This is a genomic window from Streptomyces sp. NPDC087422 (assembly GCF_044744145.1).
GTDB lineage: Bacteria > Actinomycetota > Actinomycetes > Streptomycetales > Streptomycetaceae > Actinacidiphila.
The window spans coordinates 164,952-188,813 of the sequence record NZ_JBIUXT010000005.1; the positions used below are offsets into that span (position 1 = coordinate 164,952).

The 23,862-nt window shown below is 70.0% G+C and carries 22 protein-coding genes; 15 read left to right on the forward strand and 7 right to left on the reverse strand.

Going from position 1 to position 23,862, the window contains the following annotated elements; translation table 11 throughout:
• Positions 1-33: 33 nt before the first annotated feature.
• The 5 genes from ACIO6U_RS17825 to ACIO6U_RS17845 form a co-directional block, all read right to left on the reverse strand.
• The gene (locus tag ACIO6U_RS17825) at positions 34-2,961 is read right to left on the reverse strand and encodes a tetratricopeptide repeat protein (protein WP_401720009.1); all 2,928 of its coding nucleotides are present in this window, start codon (positions 2,959-2,961) and stop codon (positions 34-36) included.
• 34 nt (positions 2,962-2,995) lie between these two features.
• Positions 2,996-3,361: a hypothetical protein gene (locus tag ACIO6U_RS17830; RefSeq protein WP_355335405.1), complete on the reverse strand. Its 366-nt coding sequence runs from the start codon at positions 3,359-3,361 to the stop codon at positions 2,996-2,998.
• A 162-nt stretch (positions 3,362-3,523) separates the two neighbouring features.
• Entirely contained in the window at positions 3,524-4,177 is a 654-nt protein-coding gene (locus ACIO6U_RS17835; RefSeq protein ID WP_401720012.1) for a type 1 glutamine amidotransferase domain-containing protein, read from the reverse strand.
• A gap of 39 nt (positions 4,178-4,216) precedes the next feature.
• Positions 4,217-5,257 (reverse strand): hypothetical protein, encoded by a 1,041-nt coding sequence (locus tag ACIO6U_RS17840; protein WP_355335400.1) that lies wholly within the window; start codon positions 5,255-5,257, stop codon positions 4,217-4,219.
• 34 nt (positions 5,258-5,291) lie between these two features.
• Positions 5,292-5,729 (reverse strand): DJ-1/PfpI family protein, encoded by a 438-nt coding sequence (locus ACIO6U_RS17845; RefSeq protein ID WP_401720015.1) that lies wholly within the window; start codon positions 5,727-5,729, stop codon positions 5,292-5,294.
• A gap of 178 nt (positions 5,730-5,907) precedes the next feature.
• Here ACIO6U_RS17845 and ACIO6U_RS17850 point away from each other — a divergent pair, with 178 nt between their 5' ends.
• The 5 genes from ACIO6U_RS17850 (at position 5,908) to ACIO6U_RS17870 (ending at position 10,907) form a co-directional block, all read left to right on the forward strand.
• The gene (locus ACIO6U_RS17850) at positions 5,908-6,663 is read left to right on the forward strand and encodes an FCD domain-containing protein (protein ID WP_391048182.1); all 756 of its coding nucleotides are present in this window, start codon (positions 5,908-5,910) and stop codon (positions 6,661-6,663) included.
• Between the two features lie 361 nt (positions 6,664-7,024).
• Positions 7,025-8,341 carry a 3-oxo-tetronate kinase gene (gene otnK, locus ACIO6U_RS17855; RefSeq protein WP_401720019.1) on the forward strand — a complete coding sequence of 439 codons (1,317 nt, stop codon included), beginning with the start codon at positions 7,025-7,027 and terminating at the stop codon, positions 8,339-8,341.
• Positions 8,338-8,970: a class II aldolase/adducin family protein gene (locus ACIO6U_RS17860; RefSeq protein ID WP_401720022.1), complete on the forward strand. Its 633-nt coding sequence runs from the start codon at positions 8,338-8,340 to the stop codon at positions 8,968-8,970. Before otnK ends, ACIO6U_RS17860 begins: the two co-directional genes overlap by 4 nt.
• Before the next feature lie 3 nt (positions 8,971-8,973).
• Positions 8,974-9,645, forward strand: coding sequence for an aspartate/glutamate racemase family protein (locus tag ACIO6U_RS17865; RefSeq protein WP_401720025.1), 672 nt, complete (start codon positions 8,974-8,976; stop codon positions 9,643-9,645).
• On the forward strand, positions 9,642-10,907 hold the full coding sequence (locus ACIO6U_RS17870; RefSeq protein WP_391162846.1) for an amidohydrolase family protein: 1,266 nt from the start codon (positions 9,642-9,644) through the stop codon (positions 10,905-10,907). Before ACIO6U_RS17865 ends, ACIO6U_RS17870 begins: the two co-directional genes overlap by 4 nt.
• Before the next feature lie 100 nt (positions 10,908-11,007).
• On the opposite strand, the gene ACIO6U_RS17875 is transcribed toward ACIO6U_RS17870, so the two are convergent.
• The gene (locus tag ACIO6U_RS17875) at positions 11,008-11,856 is read right to left on the reverse strand and encodes a cupin domain-containing protein (RefSeq protein ID WP_355335383.1); all 849 of its coding nucleotides are present in this window, start codon (positions 11,854-11,856) and stop codon (positions 11,008-11,010) included.
• A 347-nt stretch (positions 11,857-12,203) separates the two neighbouring features.
• On the opposite strand from ACIO6U_RS17875, the gene ACIO6U_RS17880 reads away from it, so the two are divergent.
• From ACIO6U_RS17880 to ACIO6U_RS17915, 8 genes are all read left to right on the forward strand, one after another.
• Positions 12,204-13,274 carry a C45 family autoproteolytic acyltransferase/hydolase gene (locus ACIO6U_RS17880; protein ID WP_401720029.1) on the forward strand — a complete coding sequence of 357 codons (1,071 nt, stop codon included), beginning with the start codon at positions 12,204-12,206 and terminating at the stop codon, positions 13,272-13,274.
• Positions 13,275-13,427: 153 nt separating this feature from the next.
• Positions 13,428-14,648, forward strand: coding sequence for an extracellular solute-binding protein (locus ACIO6U_RS17885; RefSeq protein WP_355335377.1), 1,221 nt, complete (start codon positions 13,428-13,430; stop codon positions 14,646-14,648).
• 1 nt (position 14,649) lies between these two features.
• Entirely contained in the window at positions 14,650-15,807 is a 1,158-nt protein-coding gene (locus tag ACIO6U_RS17890; protein ID WP_401720032.1) for an ABC transporter ATP-binding protein, read from the forward strand.
• Positions 15,804-16,745: an ABC transporter permease gene (locus ACIO6U_RS17895; RefSeq protein WP_401720035.1), complete on the forward strand. Its 942-nt coding sequence runs from the start codon at positions 15,804-15,806 to the stop codon at positions 16,743-16,745. Before ACIO6U_RS17890 ends, ACIO6U_RS17895 begins: the two co-directional genes overlap by 4 nt.
• Before the next feature lie 41 nt (positions 16,746-16,786).
• On the forward strand, positions 16,787-17,617 hold the full coding sequence (locus tag ACIO6U_RS17900; RefSeq protein ID WP_188279655.1) for an ABC transporter permease subunit: 831 nt from the start codon (positions 16,787-16,789) through the stop codon (positions 17,615-17,617).
• Positions 17,618-17,728: 111 nt separating this feature from the next.
• Entirely contained in the window at positions 17,729-18,472 is a 744-nt protein-coding gene (locus tag ACIO6U_RS17905) for an SDR family oxidoreductase (RefSeq protein ID WP_355335370.1), read from the forward strand.
• Between the two features lie 73 nt (positions 18,473-18,545).
• Complete coding sequence (locus ACIO6U_RS17910) at positions 18,546-19,505, forward strand: fumarylacetoacetate hydrolase family protein (RefSeq protein ID WP_355335367.1); 960 nt, start codon at positions 18,546-18,548, stop codon at positions 19,503-19,505.
• A gap of 241 nt (positions 19,506-19,746) precedes the next feature.
• Positions 19,747-21,210: an MDR family MFS transporter gene (locus ACIO6U_RS17915; RefSeq protein ID WP_401720040.1), complete on the forward strand. Its 1,464-nt coding sequence runs from the start codon at positions 19,747-19,749 to the stop codon at positions 21,208-21,210.
• A gap of 63 nt (positions 21,211-21,273) precedes the next feature.
• On the opposite strand, the gene ACIO6U_RS17920 is transcribed toward ACIO6U_RS17915, so the two are convergent.
• On the reverse strand, positions 21,274-21,900 hold the full coding sequence (locus ACIO6U_RS17920) for a TetR/AcrR family transcriptional regulator (protein WP_401307858.1): 627 nt from the start codon (positions 21,898-21,900) through the stop codon (positions 21,274-21,276).
• A 110-nt stretch (positions 21,901-22,010) separates the two neighbouring features.
• Between ACIO6U_RS17920 and ACIO6U_RS17925 the strand changes: the two genes are divergently transcribed.
• Entirely contained in the window at positions 22,011-22,811 is an 801-nt protein-coding gene (locus ACIO6U_RS17925; RefSeq protein WP_355335360.1) for an IclR family transcriptional regulator, read from the forward strand.
• 151 nt (positions 22,812-22,962) lie between these two features.
• Positions 22,963-23,853 carry a VOC family protein gene (locus tag ACIO6U_RS17930; protein ID WP_391048161.1) on the forward strand — a complete coding sequence of 297 codons (891 nt, stop codon included), beginning with the start codon at positions 22,963-22,965 and terminating at the stop codon, positions 23,851-23,853.
• Positions 23,854-23,862 lie beyond the last annotated feature (9 nt).

A 23,862-nucleotide genomic window follows, 5' to 3' on the forward strand; every position in this document is an offset into this window, starting at 1 on the left:
GGCGACGAGCGGCAGCCGCGCGCCGATTCCCCGCTACGCCCCGGACGACCCGCTGAGGCGACTCGCGAGCAGAAGCGTCGCGGCCACGGACTTCACGGGGATGTCGCCGAGCTTCTGGCAGAGGGTCATCGCCTGTCGCAGCGCGAGGTCGGCTTCCGCGGGGTGTCCGGAGGCCAGGAGGTGTGAGCCGAGGTTGGTCAGGACGATCGCCTCGCGCTCGCTGTCGCCGTGTTCACGGAAGACGGCGAGCGCCCGGCGAAAGGCCGCTGTGGCGTCCGCCTCCTGACCGGTCTTGGACAGGGCCAGGCCCAGGCGGTTCTGCGATTCCGCTTCGCCCGCGCGCGCACCGGCTTTCCGGCTGAGCGCGATGGCCTGCCGGAGGTGGTCGGCCGCCTCTTCGTAGCGCCGCGCCGCGAGCAGTGTCGCGCCGAGGCTGTCCAGGAGGACGGCCTGATTCGGTTCGTCGTCCTCTTTGCGCCGTACGGCGAGCGCCCGGCGGAGGGTCTTCTCGGCTTCGTCGTACCGGCCGAGCCAGTGGAGGGCCGCGCCGTGCGCGGCGAGCCGTCGGCGTTCGTTCGAGGCGCTGCCGCTCTCCTCGGCGCAGGCGGCGGCTTCCTCCAGCGCCCGTAGGGCCTGCGCGAACCGGCCCACGCGCACCAGGGCCTCGCCGATGTCCCCCTGGATCTCGCCTTCGACGCGGCGGTCGCCGATGTCGCGGAAGATCGAGACCGCCTGCTCCAGGGCCTCGATGCCCTGCTCCTCCCGTCCGTTCCGGCCGTGGACGAGACCGAGGAAGCCCAGCAGCCTCCCCTCCCCGAAGCGGTCGCCGCTCTCCCGGCAGATGAGCAGGCCCTTGCGGAGGGCCGCGACGGCCTCGTCGTCCTGTCCCGTCCGGGTCAGACACGCGCTGTCAACGACGACGGCTCTGCCCTCGGCGGCGCGGTCGCCGGTCCTCCGGTGGATGGCCAGCGCCCGCTGGTTCGCCTCCTCCGCTTCCGCCGCGCGCCCCGTATGGGCCAGGGCGAGCGCCAGATACGTCAGCGCCGACGCCTCGTTGTCATCGGCACCGGCCTCCCGGAAGAGCGAGGCGGCCGTCCGGAACGGTTCGACGGCCTCCTGCTCCCGCCCCGGCAGCAGCACGGACAGCCCCAGAAGATGCTGTGCCCAGCCCTCCGCCGCCCGGTCACCGGTCCATCGGCAGACCGGCAGGGCGACGGCCGCCAGAAGGGTCATCTCCTCGAAGTGGAGGCGCAGGGAGCAGAATTCGGCGAGGCAGTACGAGAGGGCGACGGGCACGGCGGGGTGGCCGAGTCCCGTGGCGAAGGCGGCGGTACAGATCAGGTTGGCGAATTCGTCCTCCAGCCAGGACAGTGCCTGCGCGCGATCCCGGACCAGGGGCGTGGGCGACGGTACGGGGCCCTTGAGGTGCGCGTCGGCCGCGACCGCGGTCCGTACGTAGTAGTCCATCAGCCGGGCCAGCGCCGCCTGCGCCTGATCCGCGTCGGCGCGCGCCGCGCCGCGTTCGTCCGCGTAGAGGCGTACGAGACCGTGCATGCGCCAGCGGCCCCAGGTGCGCGCGGGTTCGATGAGGTGGGCGCGGGCGAGGTCGCGCAGCATGACCTCCGAGGTCGTCTCGTCGGCGCCGCACAGGTGGGCCGCCGCGCTGGTGCCGATGTCGGGGCCGCTGTTGAGGGGGAGCAGCCGGAAGAGCCTGGCGCACGCGGGGGAGACCTGTTCGAGGTGCTGGTGGGAGAGGTCGAACGCGGCCCGTACCGCCCGGTCCTCGCGGGTGAGGTGGTCCAGGCGGCGCTGGGCGTCGGCCAGTGCCTGGGCGAGGGACGCGAGCGGGCGGCCGGGGGTGTCGGCGAGGAGCGCCGAGCAGATCCGCAGGGCGAGAGGTAATCGCCCGCAGTATTCGGCGATGCGCAGGGCGTCGTCGGGTTCGTCGGCGACGCGGGTGTCGTGCGGGCCGCGGGCCTGCCGCAGGACATTGCGGATCAGGTCCACCGAGGCGTCGGCGGCGAGAACGTCGAGTTCGCACAGGCGGGCGCCGACGTCGAGGGTGTGGCGTGAGGTGACCAGGGCCGCGTTGCGGCCGTCGCCGGGAAGCAACGGGAGCACCTCGTCGGCGCTCGAGGCGTTGTCGATGACGACCAGGACCCGGCGGCCGTGTTCCGCGCAGGCGGCCAGCACCGACCGGTACAGCGCGACGCGGGCCCGCGGATCGGCGGGAATGTCCGCGTCGGCGATGCCGAGAGCGCTCAGCCATGGGCCGAGGACCCGTTCGGGGAGCAGACGCAGGTCCCGGTCGTAGCCGAGGAGATCGGCGAAGAGGACACCGCCGGGGAACCAGCCGGGTTCTGCGGTCGCCCGCGCGGCGGCCTGGAGGACGAGCTCCGTCTTGCCGACGCCCGCCAGCCCGGTCACCACGGCGGCGACGGGTCCGTCGTGCCGCTCGGTCCGTGGCCGCAACAGGTCCAGCAGCTCGGCGAGTTGCTTGTCCCGGCCGGTGAAGTTCGAGGCGCGGACCGGCAGTCCTGACCCGGCCAGGGGAGTCTCGCGCGGCACCTGCACGGTGATGTCCCGGCCCTGGAACACGGCGCTGAAGAACGTACCGCCGTGCACGTGGTTGGCGACGTCGCTCGCCGAACCGGCTGCGGAGGCGGGGTCATTGGGCTCGTCCCGGCTTCCGCGCCGCCAATCGTCCAGGCCCGCGCGGAAGTCCGGATCGACGGCGGCGCGCTCCGCGAGTGCGACGCTGAGCGCCTGCGCGCGTCGCAGGTCACCCGGTGCCCGCTCCAGAGCCCGCAGCTCCGCCGACGCCGAGCTGACCGGGAGCGGTGAAGCCGGTCGCTCCGGGACGGGGCTGCTGACGAGTTCGCCCAGCTCCCGCCAGGCAGCCCGCGCCTCGTCCCGCCTGGCCGACAACTCCGCCAGCCGTCGCGCCGAGATCACCTCCACACGCGCCCCGCCCCGGTCACCGCGTCCGCCGTGGCTACGCGTCGGAGGGCCGACGGAGTGTGTACCAGGCCGCTCCCGCCAGGGCGGCGGCGGTCACGGCGAGGGCCGCGTGCGGCAGGAACCGTCCCGGCCGGCTGGCCTTACGGTAGGCCAGCACGGCGCCGTTGGACTGCCAGCTCAGCGCGGAGCGATTCGACTGGCCCGACAGCAGCGAGCCAGCCGACTGGAACGAGCCGATGGACGTCGCGGACATCACCGATCCGAGCGACCCGATGGACAGGACCGACGCCACCGAACCGATCGACAGGACCGACCCGGCCGAGGCGATGGACAGCACCGAATCCGTGCACCCGATGGACAGCAGCGAGTTGTGTGACCCTGTCGGCCAGCGTGAGGACATACGGACACTGTCTCACCCCGGCACCCTGTCGCGCCCCGCATTCCCGGCCGCGAGACAGCCCCCGGCAGCTTCGGCGCCGCACCACTCACAGAGCCGTGACGACGCCCTCGCCCGGCCCCGCGCCGGACCGATCGGCCCGGTCACCGGACATGTGCGAGCGTGCTAACCCACCGCGTAGGCGCGGTAGTTCGCCGAGCCGGGGCCCGCGGCGCGGTTCTTCAAGGTGGCGGACCGCTGATAGGTCGCGGACGAGTGGGGGGCCGAGATGGGCGGCCGGTCGGGGGTGAGCTGCTCCGCGGCCTCGAGCGCCGTGATGATCGTGGAGACGAACACCGGCAGGTCGTCCGGCAGCGGTGACGTGATGAGATTCCCGTCGACCACGATCGGCTCGACGACGTAGTCGGCCCCGGCGTGGATCAGGTCGTCACGGATCGGCGCGACCGAGGTGACGCGGCGGCCCGAGACGATTTCGGCGGAGGCGAGCAGCCATCCCGCGTGGCAGATCGCCGCGACGATCCTTCCCTGCCGGTCCACTTCACGGACGAGCGCGACGATGGACTTGTCGCGTCGCAGGTATTCGGGCGAGAACCCGCCGGGGACGACGAGCGCGTCGATGTCCTCGGCCACCAGGTCCGCGACGTTGACCTCGGCTCGGGCCGGATAGCCGATCTTGCTCGCGTAGACCGCGTCCGTGGCCGGTCCCGCGATGACGACCTGGGCACCCGCCTCGCGGAGCCGGAGCACCGGGTACCACAACTCGAGTTCCTGGTAGAGGTTCTCGACAAGGACGACGACTCGGGCGTCTTGAATTCTCATGTGCTTCCCTCTTGGGCGACGGATCGATTGCGGGGCGGCTCAGACGTCGATCGCGAAGATCCGCCGCGGGTTGTGGATCATGAGCGCGTCGAGCTGCTCGTCGGTGACGCCCTTGGACTTCAGGCGCGGGACGAAGCTGGTGAACATGTAGCCGAGGTCGACCTTCTCGTTGAGCAACTGGGGGTCGGACTCGGTCACCCCGGCGCGCGGATTGAAGAACCAGCGGTCGAACGAGATGACCACGTTGTCCAGGTATCCCTCGTCGATGAGCGTCACCAGGGCGTTCGCCATGGCTTCGTCCAGTTCCTCGGCGCTGCCGACGCGCCAGGGGATGCCGACGTGGTCGAGCTGGACGTTGGCGCCCATGGCGAGGATCTCGCGCATCATCTCGACCTGCGGGGGGACGAAGGCGTGGCCGATGATGACCTTCGCCAGGTCCATGCCCTCCTCCGCGAGGATCTCCAGTTGCTCGCGGCCGGGGTTGGTCACCTCGAAGTCCATGGGATCGATGTGGGTGTTGATGGCGCAGCCCACCTGCGTCGCCGCCCGGGCCGCGGCGCGGATCACCCGGTCCTCCACCTCGTGGATGTGCCGGCCGTTCGGGCCGAGCGGGCTCGGCTTCGGCGTGACGCTCTCCTGGCCGGTCGCGATCTTGATGGCACCGGCCCGGTAGGGGGTCTGCTGCCAGGCGAAGACCATTCCCTCGGTGAGGTCCTTGACGAAGAACTCGGTCAGCTCCTCGACGGTCTGGCGCCGCCAGTAGTACGGCACCCCCATCCGCTCGGGGAAGAAGCCCGTGATGGCGACGACGTTCATGCCCGTCTGCTTGGCCACGTCGACCATGAACTGCGGGTGGCGGCCGACCTCGGGCGGGGTCATGTCGACGATGGTCCCGTAGCCGTACCCGTCCATCCCGCGCTGGACCTGGCCCGCGACGAAGTCGACCGCGGCGCTGTAGTCCAGCACGGTGCGGTGGTCCAGCTCCGCTCCGGGGTAGCCGTAGAGCAGGTGCTCGTGGCTGAGGATCTTGCCCGAGTTCTCCGCGGGCACGTCACCGAGGACTGTTCGTAGAATCTTCAACGTTTCTGCCTCCTGCTCTCGAATGCGGTCGTCGTCACTTCTGGGACCAGCGGCTGAACAGCTCCCGGTACAGCTCGGGCATGCCGTCGGCGTCCGGCGCGGTCAGCCAGTTCGGGCTGGTGAAGCCGGGGCCCAGCAGCGAACGCACGAGGTCGGTGCCGGTTCCGCTGGAGACCAGGTGGCCGTGCCGGACGGAGAAGTCGCCGATCAGGGCGCGCTGACCGGCCGAGGCGACCGGTACCGCGCCCACGCCGCCCGGCACCACCAGGGCGTCGATGGTCAGCCCCGCCAGGTGGTCGACGGTCGAGGTCGGAACGACGGGGTAGCCGAGGTGGCTCTCGCAACCCTCCGGGTCCGACGTGACCAGGTGCAGGTCGGCGCCGGCCTCCCGCGCGCGGAACACCGGATACCAGAACTCGACCTCCTGGTACCCGGGGAACGACAAGACGACGACTGTCCGGGACTGGGGCATACGACTTTCCTTCGGGTTGCACACGGCAAATGAACCTGGCTGGTTGTCTTACAGGTTGAGTATGCGGGATATGTTCAAGGTTCCGCAAGGTTTGTGACCCGAGGTGGGGGAGTGTCCGCGGGGTATCCGGCGGGCTGGTGATTGCGCTCGACCCCCTGACTGGCGCAGACTAGGGTCCGTGGAAGAGCAGCCAGACAGTCTGTCAATACCGGTCCGGGAGCGGCAGTCGCGCAAGCTCGTGGCGATGAAGCGGGTGGCACGGCACAGCGCTGTCGATGTCGTACGCAATCAGCTCGTCGAGCTCATCGAGCGCGGCGAGATTCCCGTGGGGGACTGGCTGCCCTCAGAGGCGGAGATGTCGCGCGCGTTCGGGGTCAGCCGGCCCGCCCTGCGCGAAGCCCTGGGCAGCCTGCGGGCGTTCGGCTACATCGAGTCCCAGACCGGCCGGGGTTCGATGGTGGTCTCCAACCGGGCTTCCAGCTCACTGACGTTGAGCCAGTACTCCTCGACCGATCTCAACGAGGTGCGCCGCCACCTGGAGGTGCCGACGGCCAAGCTGGCCGCGACCCGCCGGTCCGAGGAGGAACTCGCGGTCATCGTGGAGGCCTGCGAGGCGTACGCGGTGGAGGCGGACCCGGAGATCAGGGTCCGGCTGGACAGCGAACTGCACATCGGGATCGCGTCCGCGACGGGCAACCCCCTCTTCCCTCGGCTGATCAAGGACATCCGGTCGATCCTCGAGGAGCAGTCCCTGGCGCTCTCCGTGTCCGCCGAGCGCTGGCGGCACTCGACGGAGGAGCACTTCGCCATCTGCCGGGCGATCCGCGACCGCGACCCGGACCGCGCCTCCGAGGCGATGGTCGCCCACCTGCGCGCCGTCGAGGACGCGGTCAGCATGCTGCAACGACCGGAAACGCCGCTGTCGTCGAACTGAGGTGACCGCGGCGCCACGAGAGTGGCGTCGTCGCGGCCATGAGGCCCGGAACGCCCCGAAGGGGCGTACGACCGGCTCGCACTCCACGTCCTAGCTGTCTGACAGGTCGCCCGAACGCCGTCACGGGACCCGGCTCGCCGTCTGTCGCCGAGCCGTGCCGCGCCGCGCTGAGTCGCGCGTTGGTGCGCGCCGCCGCGCCGCCCTCCGGCATGCGTCCCATGCCCCATGCCCAATGTGTCCGTTACCCCGTGTCCGGGTACGCGTCGGCGCGCGCACCGCCGCGACCTGTGACGCGCCTGCTCCCCGCCGCGTCGCCGTGCTACATTTCAACCTGTCAGACTGCCTGACCTTTGGGGGAAATGTGGGTGACTCGGAAGTGATCGGGATCATCGCGGACGACATCACCGGCGGGTCGGACGTGGCCGCGGCGCTCAGCGCGGCGGGCAGACGGACGGTCCAGCTGGTGGGCGTGCCCGGCCCCGACCTCGAACTGCCTCCGCATGACGCCGTCGTCGTCTCGCTCAAAACGCGCAGTGTGCCGCCGGAAGAAGCGGTGGCCGAATCGCTGGCGGCACTGCGCCGACTGCGGGACCTCGGGGCGCGCCGGATCGGCTTCAAGATCTGCTCGACGTTCGACTCCACGCCTCGCGGCAACATCGGACCCGTCGGACTCGCCCTCGCGGACGCGCTGGACAGCGGGATCACGCTGGTCTGCCCGGCCGCACCGGCCAACGGCAGGACCGTCTACCAGGGGAACCTGTTCGTCCACGACCTGCCGCTGGCGGAGTCCTCGCTGGCCCGGCACCCCCTCAATCCGATGACCGACTCCAACCTCGTACGGCTGCTGACCGCCCAGACCACCGCCGAGGTCGGTCTCGTGGATCACTCCCTCGTACGGTCCGGCGCCCCGGCCGTACGCGCCCGGCTGGCGGACCTGCGCGCGGCCGGTGTGCGTTTCGCGGTCGCGGACGCGATCTGCCGTGACGACCTGCACGTCCTCGCGGACGCCATCGGTGACGCGGCCTTCTGGATCGGGGCGAACGGTCTGCACGCGGCGGCCGGGGCGGCGGCTCAGGACAGCGCGACCTCGCACAGCGCGGTCCCGGCCGAAGCGGTCGGGCCCGGCCCCGGCGACTTCGCGGACACCATCGCGGGACCCACCTTCATCGTCGCGGGCAGCTGCTCGGACGCCACTCGCGGCCAGATCGCCGCCTTCCGCGAGAGCGGCCCGGCCATCGCCCTCGACCTCGCACGGGTACGGGACGACGCGGGGTACGCGGCCGAAGTCGTCGCGCGTGCGCTGACCTTGCTGTCGGACTCGCCTGCGGTGCTGGTCCACAGCGCGGCGGACGCCCGCCAGCCGACCGAAGAAGCCGGGGCCGAAGCCGGGGCCGGAACCGGGGCCGGCTCGACCGACCTGGGCTCCGCCATCGAGACCTTCCTCGCCGAACTGGCCGCCGGAGCGGTCGACGGCGGGATACGGCGTCTGGTCGTCGCCGGAGGCGAGACCTCCGGCGCGGTGCTGCAACGGCTCGGCGTACGGGCCCTCCAACTGGGCGGCCCCATCGATCCGGGCGTGCCCTGGATGCGTTCGCTCGGCCCGACCGAGCTGGCACTCGCGTTGAAGTCCGGCAACTTCGGCGGACCGGACTTCTTCCTCAAGGCCGTGGCCCGATGACGCCGACAGCCGCGGGCGACCTGGTCGCGTACGCCAAGCTCCTGTCCGACCGCGGGCTCGCGCACGGCCGTACCGGAAACCTGAGCGTGCGCACGGCGGACGGCGTGCTGGTCACCCCGACCGGCTCGGCACTCGGCTCGCTGACCGAGGACGGCCTCGCGCACGTCGACGAGCGGGGCGCCCGGTTGTCCGGCCCGCCGCCGACCAAGGAACTCATGCTGCACCTGGCGGTGTACCGCGCCCGCCCCGAACTGCGCGCCGTCGTCCACCTCCATTCCCCCTGCGCCGTCGCGGTCTCGCTGCTGCGGGACACCGATCCGTCCGACGCGATTCCCCCGCTCACCCCCTATTACGTGATGCGGGTCGGCTGCCTTCCGGTCGTGCCGTACTTCCGGCCCGGTGACCCGGCCATGGCCGAGGCGGTCGGCCCGCTGCTCACGCGGTCCCACTGCCTGCTGCTGGCCCACCACGGCACGCTCGCCGGAGGCGGCACGCTCGCCGACGCGGCGGAGGCTGCCGAGGAGATCGAGGCGACCGCCAGATTGTGGCTGGCCGTCCGGTCCCATGACATATCCACTCTGACCAGCGACCAGATCGGTGCCCTGCGTCCGGCCGACCCGAACAGGTGACCCATGTCCGACCGTCCTGTCATCACCATGATCCACACCGTGACCACACTGCCCCCGGTCTTCACCGCCCTGGCCGCCGAGTCGCTCCCCCACGAGATCGAGCTGCGCCACATCGTGGACGACAGCCTCCTCTCGGTGACCCGCGCGGAGGGAGGAGTACGCGCCGGAACCGCCCGGCGCCTGCTCGGGCATGTCTGGTCGGCGGCCGACGCGGGCGCCGACTTCGTACTGGTCACCTGCTCGTCGCTCGGCGAGGCGGTGGAGCTGACCAGGCCCTTCAGCACGGTCCCGGTGCTGCGGATCGACGAGCGGATGGCCGAGGAAGCCGTACGGAGCGGTCCGCGGATCGGGGTGATCGCGACCCTCGGCACGACGCTGGCCCCGACCGCGAATCTGATCCGCCGGGCGGCCGAACAGGCCCATGCGCCGCTCGAACTGGTCGAGACGCTGTGCGTGGGCGCCTTCGAGGCACAGGCGGCCGGCGACCCCGCCGCCCACGACGCGCTGGTCCGTGAGGCGCTGGGCGAGCTGATCCCCCGATGCGACGTCATCGTGCTCGCTCAGGCGTCGATGAGCCGCATCGTCGCGGAACTCGACGAAGCCCCGCGGATTCCCGTACTGGCCAGTCCCCGGTCGGCGCTTGAAGCGCTCGCCGACCGGCTGCGCCAGTCGTGACGGGTACGGCCGAGGACCGGGAGGCGAGCCCGGCCACGCGTATCCGGGCGCGGTGGCTGTACGGGGGAGCGGGCGTCGCGCGACGGGGCGCGGCGATCCTGGTCCGCGGCGACAGGATCGCCGCGGTCGGTCCCGACGCCGATGTTCCGCACACCGGCGGTCCCGAGCTGACGTTCGAGGCGGCGACGGTACTTCCCGGCCTGATCGACGCGCACACCCACCTCCTTCTGCCGTACGGCCGGGATCTGACGCGGGTGGACAGCGGTTCCGCCGCCGCGACGGCCGCCGCGCGCGCCGTCGCCGCCCGTCTGCTGGGCAGGGGTGTCACCACCGTCCGCGATCTCGGCTCACCCGGGACCGACGGCCAGGCCCTGCGGGACGCGATCGGCGCGCGGCCCGCGGACGGTCCCACCGTCGTGGCCGCGGGCCGCCCGATCACCTCACCCGACGGCCACTTCCGCTCGTTCGGCATCACCGTCGAGGGGGCCGCCGAGGCGGCCGGGGCGGTGCGGCTGCTGCACGACGAGGGAGCCGACCTCGTCAAGATCGCGGTGACCGGCGGTTCGCTGACCCCTGGCACCGATATGAGCAGGGCGTATCTGGGGCGGTCCGAGATGGCCGCGATCGTGGCCGCCGCGCACGCCCGCGACATGCGGGTCGCCGCCCACGCGCACGGCACCGAGGGGATCGAGATCGCGCTCGCCGCCGGGGTCGACACGATCGAGCACTGCACCTGGCTCGATGCCCGCGGCCGGATTCAGGCGCCGCCACCTGAGCTGCTGCGCGCCCTGTGCGACCGGAAGCAGTCGGTCGTTCTCGCCGGTCCGATCGAGCCGGCGATCGCCGATCTGCTGGACACGCCAGTGCCGTCCGGCGCGGATTCACCGATGGCGCCCGGCCTGGAGCGGCGGCTGCGGATCTGGCGGAACGGACGGACGCTCGCCCGCGCGGGCGTGCCGGTGGCCCTGGGATCGGACTCGATCTACGGGCAGTTCCCCGACTGCCGCGACCTGACGGTCAGGGCGCGCGCGATGGTCGCGTTCGCCGGATGGCGACCGGCGGAGGCGCTGGCGGCGCTGACCTCCGGAGGCGCCCATGCCCTCGGCCGCGCCGGTGAGGTGGGCACGATCGCGCCCGGCGCGTACGCCGACCTCCTGGTCGTCGCGGGAAACCCGACCGAGTCGATCGGCGACCTCGACCGGGTCGTCGCGGTGTTCAAGCGGGGCCGCCGGGTGGCGCGGGACGCCCCCGTGAACGGCTGACGTTTTTCTCCGCCCAAGAACGCGAACGGCGACCGCCGCCTACCCGAGGGTAGTCGGCGGTCGCTCATGTCCTGCCGCTGCGCCGGCGGTCGGCCTGGGGTCAGCCGGTGGCCGGCAGGTAGTCCGGGGCGACGCAGAACACCGCGCGGGCCCCCTTGGCCGCCACGTTGTAGAACGAGTGCGGCGTACCTTCCGGGATCTGGCACGAGTCGCGCGGGCCGAGCTCGAAGAAGACCCGCGTCTCCGGGAACTCGACATGGACGGTGCCTTCTTCGACGAAGAACAGCTTGTCGCCCTGGTGGGTGAACACGTCGCTGCGCTGGCCCGGCAGGAAGCGCTGCTTCCCGATGGTCACGTGCTCCGTGCTCAGCATGATGCCGGTGAGCAGCTCCCGGCCGCGCTTGTGCCCCTCCAGGCGCCACAGGATGTCCTCGTCCCTGGCCGCCCACATGGTCTTCGCGGCGTCGGCCTCGGCACGCGCCATCGGCCAGCGGCCGATGTACTCGTCCTGCTTGTGCTTGTAGGTGGTGATGTTCTCGTGGGTCTGCGCGTACGGCTGGCCCGTGCCGGTCTTGGGCGAGGGGTGGAAGAACTCCACGAACCGCAGCTCGGTGTCGCTGTAGTTCCACTGGTGGTGCCAGGTGTCCTTGCGGAACCAGGCCGCGTCGCCCGCCTCGATGACGAGGACTTCACCGGTGGTCGGGTTCGACTGGACCATCGTCCCGTCGAGAACGTAGAAGAACTCGTCGGATCCGAAGATCGACCGGTTCTCGTCCGAGTGGATGACGGCACCGCCGACCGGGATGGCCACGATGTTGACGCTCATCTTCTCGTCGCTCGCCAGGAACCAGTCCGGCAGCTTCCCTGACTCGTCGTCGCCCCACACCAGTCGCAGTGCGTCCCGGTAGGGCACGAGGCGAGGCTGTTTGCCTTGGTCGGTCTCTGTCATGTCACTTCTTTCTGCTTGCGGCGGTTCCGTGCGAACTGCCGGCGAACCCAGAACACGTCGTGCGCGGAGGCACCGCGTGACCGCGCCTCGCGTCCTGCCTGGCTGTCAGACAGCAGTGCCATAGTGCCATGGGCTGAGCTTGGCTTGCAATCACCTTGCGGTCACGGTTCGTCCGATTGAGCCCCGGTGGAAGTCCAGGTGAATCAAGTGCGACCTGGCTCTTGACAGGCCCGGCGGACGGACTCATCGTTACCTGCCAGGCAGCCAGACGACTTTTGAAATGTCAGAGAGACGTGGACTCGGTGAACTACGAACCCGGACATATTGCCGCATTTCGCACGATCTGTGTGGAGGGCGACCCGCGGAGACGCGGGGAGTCATACGGCCGCGCCGCCGCACCGGAGATCAAAGAGTCAATCCACCGCTACACCAGGGTCTTCCGGCACATGGTCGGCTGGGACTGGCAGCAGGTGCGGAAGTTCGCCCTGCGGTACGAACGGCCGATCGGCGACTTCTCTCCCGCCATCGGTGAGGAGATCGCGGGCATCGCCGCAGGTGCGGGGGTCGAGTTGAGCGACATCCTCGCGCTCAACGCGCGGAGCGAGATCATGTTCGCCGCCGCCCCGGCCCGCGCCCGGTCGATGCCGGCGGAGTGCACGTCCTTCGCGCTCATGCCGGAACGCACGGGCCAGGGCATCGTCACCGGGCAGAACTGGGACTGGCTGACCCACGCGCGACGGACCACGGTCGTCCTCGACGTCCGGCGGACCGACGCGCCCAACTTCGTGACCGTCGTCGAGGCCGGGCAGCTGGCCAAGGTCGGACTGAACTCGGCCGGCGTCGCCCTGTGCACCAACACCCTGATCGGCGACGTCCGCACCGACGGAGCCGGCGTCCCGTACCACATCCTGCTGCGGTCGGTCCTCGACGCCGGATCGGGGGCGGAGAGCGCGGAGCGGATAGCGACAGCCGACCGGGCGATGTCCGCGAACTACCTGATCAGCGACGGCACCGGCTTCTGCCAGAACCTGGAGACGCCCGCCAGCGACGGGGCGCCGGAGCGGATCACCCCGCGCGACGGGGTGTTGACGCACACCAACCACTTCCTGTCCGCCGGGCTCACCACGACGGACGACTACGCCAGGCGGAAGCCGCACACGCTCGACCGGCACCGCAACATCGAACTGCGCCTGCGCGACCCTCGCGTACGCACGATCCACGAGGTCAAGGAGGCCCTGTCCGACCACCACGACTGGCCCGGCAGCATCTGCCAGCACCCCGATCCCTCGATCGCGATCGAGGAACGGACCTGCACCATCGCCGGATTCATCATCGAACCCGACCGCGGCGTCCTTCAGTACGGCGCCGGCAACCCCTGCTCGACCCATTGGCGGCAGCGCACCGTCTCAGGTGCATAACGTCCGTCGCCGCACTGGTGCGATGTAAGGCTGTCAGACATAGCGTAGAGGCGGAGAAGGTTGGACGTAACCGCCCTAAACGACCTATAGGCACGGCCGTCGAGTATTCCGGCCACCACATCAACGACCGAAGTACCGACCCAGGAGGTCACGTTGAGACGTTCTTCCCGGTGGCGAGTCGCCCTCGCCGGACTCACCGTCATCAGTGTCATCGGCGTCGCGGGATGCGGCAGCCCAGGTTCCAAGAGTGTCGAAGAGACCCCGGCCGCCGCGGACGGCAAGTTCCCCGCGGCCCCCAAGAAGCCCGTCACGCTCACGATCATGGACTCGGCCGGCGGACTGTCCGTCGCCAAGCCGCTGATCGAGGAGTTCGGGAAGAAGCACCCCGAACTGGTCAGCAAGATCAACTACACCACGACGACCTCGCCGGAGATGCCCGGCAAGCTCAAGGCCCAGCAGAACGCCGGCCGGGTAGGTGTGGACATCGTCCTGCTGGGGCCGGACAGCCTCGCCGCGGGCGTGAGTCAGAACCTGTTCACCAAGATCTGGCCCGAGTACAAGGACGGCCTGCCCGATCTGGAGAACACCTACCTCGACAACGCGAAGAAGCTCTGGAAGAACGCGCACGGCCAGGCGCTGATCTACGACACCGGCACGTTCGGCCCGCTGCTCGAGTACCTGCCGGACAAGCTGTCCGACCCGCCGAAGACCGCGCAGGAACTGCTGGAGTGGGCGAAGCGGAATCCCGGCAAGTTCCAGTATGCGTCCGTCGCGAACTCCGGACCGGGCTCGGCGTTCCTCCAGGGCCTGCCGTACCAGCTCGGCGACTCCGACCCGAGAGACCCGGAGAAGGGCTGGGACAAGACCTGGGCCTACCTCAAGGAGCTCGGCAAGTACATCGACAACTACCCGGCCAAAACCAGCGAAACCTACGCCAACCTCACTAATGGAACAGTGAAGCTGGTACCGTCCACCTTCGGATGGCACGTCCAGCCCCGTGCGGACAACCTGATTCCCGAGTCCGCCACCTTCACGGTCCTGGAGAACACGAAGTTCATCCTGTCCGGCGGATCGGTGGCCATCCCGAAGGGCGTCTCGGCCGACCACCTCGCGGTGTCGCTGCGGCTGCTCGGATTCATGCTCCAGCCCGAGCAGCAGGCCATGACCTTCGACCACGGTTACGTCTATCCGGGCCCGGCGATCAAGGACGTCACGGTCGACATGGCACCGCCGGAGATGGCCGAACTCAACAAGAAGTACGGCGTCGCCGACTACGACGACTACATCGCCAAGTATCCGGGCGCGGACCCGCTGCCCGCGGACGTCCTCGTCGCCGCGTACGACAAATGGAACCGAATCATTGGTGGTAAGTGACGTGAGAGCAACCCAGCGACGCGGTGAGTTCAGCGAGCTTCGGCTCGAAGGTCTGACCTGTGTCTACAACGGGAGCGTGGTCGCACTGGACTCCATGACTGCGACGATCAAGGCCGGAGAGTTCACCGCGCTGCTGGGTCCTTCTGGCTGTGGAAAATCCACCCTCCTCGGCTGTCTGGCCGGACATGTCACGGCCACCGAGGGCCGACTCTGGGTGGACGACGAGCGGATCGACCAGCGGCCCGCGGAGAAGCGCGGCTTCGGCATGGTGTTCCAGAACTACGCGCTCTTTCCGCACCTGTCCGTCGCCAAGAACGTCGCGTTCGGACTCGAAGTACGCCGCATGCCCAAGCCTGAGGTGCGCGAGCGGGTGAAGTGGGCGCTGGACCTGGTCCAACTCCCCGACTACGCCGACAATCTGCCCGGCCGCCTCTCCGGCGGCCAGCAGCAGCGGGTCGCCATCGCGCGGGCCCTCGCACCGCGCCCGTCGATCATGCTGATGGACGAGCCGCTGTCCAACCTCGACGCCAAGCTCCGCTTCGAGATGCGCTCCGAGATCCGGCAACTCCACGACGAGCTGGGGCTGACCACCGTCTACGTCACGCACGACCAGGAGGAAGCCCTCTCGATCGCCGACCGGATCATCGTCCTGCGCAAGGGAAAGACCGTGCAGGACGGTACGCCCCAGCAGATCTACAGCGAACCGGAGGCGGATTACGTCGCCGACTTCGTCGGCTACCGCAACCGGCTCCAGGCGCACGTGGTCGGGGGGACCGGCCGCGAACCCGTCGTCGAGGGGCACGGCATCACGCTGCGCGCCACGTCGAGCACCGACCTGCGGTCCGGACAGTCCGTGACCGTGCGGATCCGGCCGGAGGAGGTGAGCGTCACGGACTCCGCCTCCGCGGTGAACACGTTCGAGGCGGTGGCGCGCTCCACGCAGTACCACGGCCGCGACTTCACCGTGCAGGCCGAACTGCCGGACGGCGCGGCCCTGTCCGTACGGACACCGGTGCGGCCGGAAACGGGCACGGTGCTGAAGCTGTCGATCCCGGTGGCGAGCGTCCGGGCCTTCGCCGCGGGAGAGCCTTCCACCGCCCCGGCGGAGGGCTCCGACGACGGCGAGTCCACGGCTCTCGAACCGAGCGCGCTGTCATGACGGCGACCGTGGACACCACACCGGCCCCCGCCGACCGGGCGCCGGGAGGCCCGCCCGACTCGGGCGACCGCCGACGGGCGTGGCTGCGACGTCACGGACTCCACTGGGGGCTGCTGGCCATGCTGCCCGCGGTGGCGCTGATCGGGGTGCTGTTCCTCTACCCGATCGCCTACGGCATCGGCCTGTCGGTGACCCCCGACAAGGGCGGGACCTTCAGCAGCTACCAGCGGTTCTTCGAGGATCCGTATCTCCGCGAGACGATCTGGAAGACCCTGCGGATCGCGGTGGTCGTCGCCGTGATCAACACGGTGGCGGCGATGATCTTCGCCTACCCGCTGCGCGGGGCCGGACGGCGGAAGAAGTACCTCTCGACGGCCTTCCTGATCCCGATGACCCTCGGCAACGTGCTCGTCTCCAACGGGATGATCGCCTACATGTCCCCGCGGGGCTGGCTCAACCGGACCCTGATGAAGATCGGGGTGATCGACGAGCCCCTGATGCTGCTGCACAACTACACCGCCGTCGTGATCTCGATGGTCATCACGGGTCTGCCGCTGGCGTTCCTGCTGACCATGAGCCATCTCGCGTCCATCGACACCCTCTACGAGCGGGCCGCCGCGTCACTCGGCGCGGACCGGTGGACCCGGTTCCGGCGGATCCTGCTCCCTTTGTGGGCCCCGGGTGTGACCGTGGTCCTCTGTCTGACCTTCGTCCTGGGGTTCTCCGTGTTCGCCAGCGCGACCCTCGTGGGCGATCCCGCCGGCTCCACCCACGTCATCTCGGTCGAGGCCTACTTCCAGGCGTACCGGACCCTGGACTACTCGATGTCCATGGCGATGGTGGTCATCTCCGCCCTGGTCCAGATCCTCATCGTGGGCGCGATCCTGCTCCTGCGTTCCCGCCTGTACACGGGCCCGAGTTCCGGTCAGAAAGGGTGATCGAGGTGTCCGAGTCGTCTCCTACCGCACTGCGGAGCCGGATGCGTCGCACCTGGGCCGGTGTCCTGCCCCGGTGGTTCTACCGCCTGCTGGTCGCCGTCTTCCTCGTCAACATCGCCGGGCTCGTCGCCTCCGTGACGGTCAGCTCCTTCGGCCGCCAGTGGTTCACCGGGTGGCTGCCGAAGGGGTACACGACGGACTACTACCGGTCGTCGTGGAACGAGTACGACCTCTCCCACGTCATGGTGATCACGGTCACCGTCGCGGTGGTCGTGGCCGCGCTCGCCGTGATCATCGGCGCTCCGGCGGCGTATGTGCTGGCAAGGGGGAACTTCCCGGGCAAGAAGCTGCTGATCCTGGCCTTCCTGCTGCCGCTGATGCTGCCGCCGGTCACCTACGGTCTGCCGCTGGCGACGCTGCTGTACCGGCTCGGCCTCGGCGGCCATCTGTCCGGGGTGATCGTGGCCAACCTGGTGCCGTCGGTGCCCCTGGTGGTCCTGCTGATGATCCCGTACATCCAGCAGCTCGACACCAACCTGGAACGGGCCGCGCGCTCCTGCGGGGCGAACGGTCTTCAGACGGTCCGGCGGGTGCTCGCGCCGCTGCTGCTGCCCGGAATCCTGGCGTCGGGCCTGCTCACGCTGATCCACACCGCGGGCAGTTTCGAGCTGACCTTCTTCAACTCGGGGCCGGGCAGCGAGACGCTCGTCGTCGCCCTGTACTCCGCCCTGTGGACGCCGGGCTTCCGCCCGCAGCAGTCGATCGACGCGATGTCGGTCATCTACATGCTCACCTGCCTCGTCCTGCTGTTCGTCGCACTGCGTTTCGTCAGCCCCGGCCAGATAGTGACGCACTCGCGCGAAGACGACTGACGCCCGCGCGAGGACGACCAGCCACAGCCCCTGGTGCCGCGAGCGGCCATGTCTGCCCCGCTCGCGGCACCAGGCCCATCAGCCCGAGCCCGTTCCACCGAGGAGATCACCATGCCCGCCGTCATTGTCGCCGGAGGCGCCACGGGAATCGGACGCGCCTGCGTACGCCGCCTGCGTAACCGTGGTGTCGACGTGTACCTCGCGGACATCAACATGGCGGCCGCCGGTGAACTGGCCGCCGAGGAAGCACCCGGCCGCCTCGTCATCGGCGAACACGACCTGTACGACGTGGACGCCGCCCGGGCCATGGTCGACGCGGCCTGCGCGCGGTTCGGCGGCCTGGACGGACTCCTCATCACCACCGCGCTGCTGCGCGAGGCGCCCGTCGCCCGGTACCCCCTGGAGGACTGGACCGCGACGATGGACCTGAACGTCCGCGCCGCGTTCCTGCTGGCCCAGGCCGCGATCGGGCCGCTGAGCCGGTCCGCCGCGCCGCGGATCGTCTTCACCGGCTCGACCTCCGCGTTCCGGGGCGGCTTCGGGTCCTTCGCGTACGCCGCGTCCAAGGGGGCCCTCGTCAGCATGACGCGGGCGATGGCGGTCGAGTGGGGCGCGCTGAAGGTCTGCGTCAACTGCGTGTGCCCCGGCTGGATCGACACGCCGTTCAACGACGAGCACTGGAAGCACTCCTCCGACCGTGACGCGGCGGTCGGCGAGCTGGAGGCGAAGATCCCGCTCGGCCGCCAGGGCGAGCCCGACGAGGTGGCCGCGATGATCGACTTCCTGCTCTCCCCGGCGGCCGGTTACGTGACCGGTCAGGCGATCGTGGTGGACGGCGGACTGCTGTCGTGGTGAGGGGAACCGAGACCGTGCCGAACGCGGCGGCGCCGCTCCACGGAGAGGCGCTGCCGTGCGGATAGGAACATGCGTGATCGACGGACGGCCCGAGCCGGTCGTGTTCGATCCGGCCGGCCGGGCGGTCCCGGTCGGCGACCTCGTCGGCGGCCCCGGCCTCTACGGCGTGCTGACGCTCATCGAACGCTGGGACGACCTGCGCCCGCGCCTGGCCCGCGCGCTCGGGACGGACCGGTCCCCGGCCGCCACCAGCGTGGCCGAGATCGACCGGCTCGGCGCCTGGCTGCCGCCGGTCCCGCGGCCGGGGAAGATCCTGGGCGTCGGTTTCAACAGCCCGGTGTTCGCCGCGTTCGCGTCGAGCGTCCCCGACCATCCGCCGTTCTTCTCCTCACCCGGTTCCGCGCTGGTCGGACACCGGCAGCCGATCCGGCTGCGACCGTCGTTCGGACTCGTCCATCCCGAGCCGGAGCTGGCCGTGGTGATCGGACGGCAGGGCACGCGGATCGACCCGGCCGAGGCACTGGACCACGTCTTCGGGTACACCCTGATCGACGACGTGTCCGCGCCCGGGCTGCGGGCCGGTGACACGGTGGTGGTACCCGGCTCCATGGCGGGGGAGCTGGACCGGCGGCACAGCGGCCGGCCCCGGGCCGCGTCCGGCTTCGAGCACGGGGACATGAGGGTCACCTACCACCTGCGGGCCAAGGGCACCGACAGCTTCAAGCCGTGCGGACCGTGGATCGTGACCAGGGACGAGATCCCCGACCCCGACCGGCTCGGCATCACCCTGGCGACCGGCGACGACGTACGGATCGAATGCCGGACCGAGCGCCTGATCTATTCGGTGGCGGAAGTCATCGCGCACGCCAGCGACCACCACACCCTGTTCCCCGGCGACATCATCCACGTGGGCACCGACATCACGGGGACGCACACGCTGCGGGAGATCGACTACCAACACCGGATCGGCGCGACGCGAACGATCGAGTGCGAGGCGATCGGCACGCTCGTGAACGAGATCCGCACGGTCTGACCCGGCACCACCGGCCGACCCCGCACCACCCGGCACCCGTACGTCCCCGGTCGGACCACGGGCAGGCCGGTTCTGTCTGACGGAACGACGCGGCACCGCATCGGGATCGGAGAGCGGACACTCTCCGAAGGCGGTGCGGCCGCGCCTTTTCGGATGACACGCGCCGCGAGAAGTGTGCGGTGCGATCGGAGACTCGTTGAACGACGTCGGCTCTCAAAAGGTGAAGGTCTTCGACCGACGCATGACTCTGGTCGCGACGGTCACGATTCTCGGCTCCCTGATATCCATCTTCGACACGACGATCGTCCAGGTGGCCGTGCCGTCGTTGGTGAGGAGTTTCGACACCTCGCTCGCCACCGTCCAGTGGGTCAGCACGGTCTACCTTCTCGCCCTCGCCACGGTGGTGCCGCTCACCGGCTGGGCCAACGACCGATTCGGCTCCAGACGGGTGTGGATCGCGTCCATGGCCATGTTCCTGTTCGGCTCGCTGCTGTGCGGACTCGCCAACTCGATGGCGCTGCTCATCGTCGCGCGCGCGGTGCAAGGGATCGGCGGCGGGATGCTGCTGCCCACCGGGCAGACGATCCTCGCCAGGGAGGCGGGCCCCGGCCGCCTCGGACGCGTCATGGCCGTGGTGGGGATTCCGTCCATGCTGGGGCCCCTGTTGGGGCCGATCTTCGGCGGACTGATCCTCTCCAGCCTGTCCTGGCGGTGGATCTTCTTCGTCAATCTGCCGCTGGGCGCTCTCGGGATCGGCTTGGCCTGGGCCGTCCTCGACCGCGGCGAACTGGGCGTGCCCCGGAAGCTCGATCTCATCGGACTGGCCCTGCTGCCGCCGGGACTCGCGCTGCTTGTCTACGGCATCTCCGACTTCGGCGATGCCGGGCGCGTGTCCCCGTCCGTCGCGCTCACCGGAGGTCTGGGAATCGCCCTGACCGCCGCGTTCGTCGTGCACGCGCTGCGGGCCGCTCATCCGCTGCTCGACCTGCGGCTGTGGAAGCACGCGGCCCTCAGATCGGCCCAGACCGCGATGTTCCTCTACCTCGCCGGTACCAACGCGGTGCTGTTCCTGGTGCAGCTCTACTACCAGTTCGCGCGGGGGGACAGCGCCATCGAGGCGGGCCTGCTGGTGGCGCCGTCGGCCTTCGGCGCGATGCTGGTGCTGACGACGGCCGGCCGGGTGATGGACAAGCGCGGTCCCCGGGCGGTGATCGTCTTCGGCCTGCTCATGGTGACCGCCGGAGTGCTTCCGCTCACCATGATCGGGCCCGACACCAGCGACGTATGGCTGTCGGTGTGCTGGTTCGTCCGCGGCGTCGGGGTCGGCGCCACGGCCACGCCGCTGACCGCCGCCGGATACGCCGGTTTGCGCGGCCACGAGATCCCCGGCGCGTCGACGCTGATGAGCATCGTGCAGTACGTCGCCGGGGCCATGGGCACCGCTGTGGCGGCGGTTCTGCTCCAACGTCGGCTCAGCGGCTTCACCGACGGCGGCGGGGTCCAGTCCCTGGCCGGGCTGAGCGACACCGTGCGACAGCGCCTGGCACCCGAACTGGCCGACGCCTTCGGCGGGTTGTTCTGGCCGGCCGTCGCCCTGTCGGTGCTCGCGATCGTCCCGGCCGTGATGCTGCGCACGCGGGCGCCGACCGATGTCGAACGGGACGGGACGGGAGCGTCGAAGACCGCCGACACGCTGACGGGCTGACGCCTGCGGCACGTCGTCGGCCCGGTGCGCGACGCCGCGGGCCCCCGGCCGTGAAGGCGGCGGTCACGGCCGCGGCGTGAGACCTTCGAGCAGCAGATTCAGCGCGTGGTGCGCGTCCAGGGCCCGGGCAGCGGACGCGGACGCGGAGCCGCCGAGCGTGTGGACGGCCAGGGTGATGCCGGTGAGCAGCGCCACGAGCTGGCCGGCGGTGAGGTCGTCGCGGATCGCGCCGAGCTCCTGGGCGGGCCTCAGCAGCAGATCCGCCGCCGACACCAGCAGCGACTGACCCCACTCGGTGTTGGCGACGGGGTCGGTCTCACGGAGCCCCTGCGCGAGCAGTCCGGCGAGGACTCCCTGCGCCTCGACTCCCAGATCGACGAACTGGCGCAGCCAGTTCAGGAGTGCCGCCGTCGGCTCGTCGCGCTGCGCCAACTCCGTTGCCATGGAGGCCAGTCGCGCGACGCGACCGCGGTAGACGCCTTCGAACAGGTGCATTCTGCTCGGGAAGTGCCGGTAGAGGGTGGCGGGCGCGACCCCGGCCTCCTTGGCGATCTCGTCGAGGGTGACGTCGGGCCCCTCGCGTTCGATCAGGGTCTGGGCCGCCGCCAGGATGCGATCGACGTTCCGCCGGGAGTCGGCGCGAGGTGCGCGCTTGCGTACCGGTACCGGTGCTGCGGACTCGTCCGGCAATCTCCGCTCCCCACTCTTGCGATGCGACTGCGGGCAGCCTACTGTGACGGCTAAGTGAGAGTTTACTCCCATTTAACGGCTGGTGACCTCGTACCTTGAGGAGGAACCCGATGCCTGCTCCGGAAAGCCCGCGGCGGGTGCACGACGCCGCCGCGGCGGCCGGCGAAGTGCGCGACACATCCGTCGGCAAGGCGCTCGCCGTGCTCGACACCCTGTCCGGTTCGCGGAAGTCGCTGGGCGTCTCGGAGATCGCCGCCCGCACCGGGATGGCCAAGTCGACCGTCCACCGGCTGCTGAGCGCGATGATCGAGCACGGTTATGTGGCCAAGGAAGGCGAGCGGTATCTGCTCGCCGAGCGCGTCTTCGAGCTGGGCAGCCGGGTGCAGGTCGGCGCCGCGAAGGACCTGCGCGAACTGGCCTCTCCCTATCTGGCGGAATTGTTCGCCCTCACCCGGCAGACCATTCATCTCGCCATTCTCAGCGGCGCGGACATCCTGTACATCGACAAAGTCTCCGGGCTGGGCGCACCGAGAATGGACACGCGTATCGGCGGACGCAGGCCCGCTTATGCCACAGGGCTCGGGAAGGCGCTGCTCGCGTTCGCTCCCTCCCTGCATCTGAGGACCGTTCTCGACGGATCCTTCAAGCGGTTCACCGCGTACACCATTCCCGACGCCCAGCGGATGAAGCTCTCACTGCTCCGGGTGCGCGAGACCGGTATCGCGACGGATCACGAGGAGTCGTTCCTCGGCGTGGCCTGCCTGGCGGCGCCGGTCTGGGCCGCTGATCACAGCCGCGCGGTCGCCGCGGTCTCGCTTTCCTGCCCGGTGCTCGGCCGCACCCCCGCCCGCTACAAGTCGGTGCTCGTCGACACCGCGCAGCAGCTCTCGTCCGCGCTGCGTCGCAAGTGACCCGGGGAGCACGCCGGAACAACTGCTTTCCGTCTGACGGAACAGGATCCTGGCTTCTTTTCGGGCGCTCAATACAGTTATGCGCAGGCCCTTCCATTGTGTGTTTTCCGAGGGCTTCCGCGTCATCCATTGGGAATCGGAGGAATCGCGCGTGAGTTATGTCAAAGCGCTCGGTTACATCGGCATAGGTGCGCAGGACCTCGACGCGTGGGAGGACTTCGCGGGCGACATTCTGGGCCTGCACGTCACCCGCGGACGGGACGCCGACGACGTCGAAACGCTGTTTCTGCGGATGGACGCCAGGCACCACCGCATCGCGGTACGCGCCGGGGACGACACGCTGTCCTACGTCGGATGGGAGGTGGCGACCGAGGAAGACCTCGACGCCCAGGTGCGGGACCTGGAGAGCGCCGGGGTCGCCGTCACGGAGGATCCGCACCTCGCCGACCTGCGCGGAGTCCGCCGACTGGTGCGGTTCGCCGATCCGGCCGGTTTCCGGTTGGAGCTGTTCTACGGCGCCGTCACCGTGTCCTCCGCGTTCGTCTCGCCGACCGGCGTCCGGTTCGTGACGCGCGACGACAAGGGCAACGACCTCGGGGTCGGCCACATCGTGCTCGTCTCGTCCGTCGTGGACGAGATGGTCGCCTTCTACCGCCACGTCCTCGGTTTCAAGGTGAGCGACTACATCACCTTCAAGCCCCTGGTCCTGACGTTCACCCACGTCAATCCCCGGCACCACTCACTCGCGTTCGGCCCCGCGCCGGACGGCAGGAAGCCCTTCATCGACCACTTCATGCTCGAGGTCGACAGCGTCGACGGCGTCGGCCGCGCACTGGACCGGGTGCGCGCGAAGGAGATCTCCCTCACCGCGACGCTCGGCCGTCACACGAACGACGAGATGCTCTCGTTCTACATGAAGTCGCCGTCCGGGATCGGCGTGGAGTACGGAACCGCCGGCAAATTGATCGACGACGAGACCTGGACGATCACGAATTGGGACGCCGCCCAGTTCTGGGGCCACGACCGCAATCACACCCACTGACGCTGACGT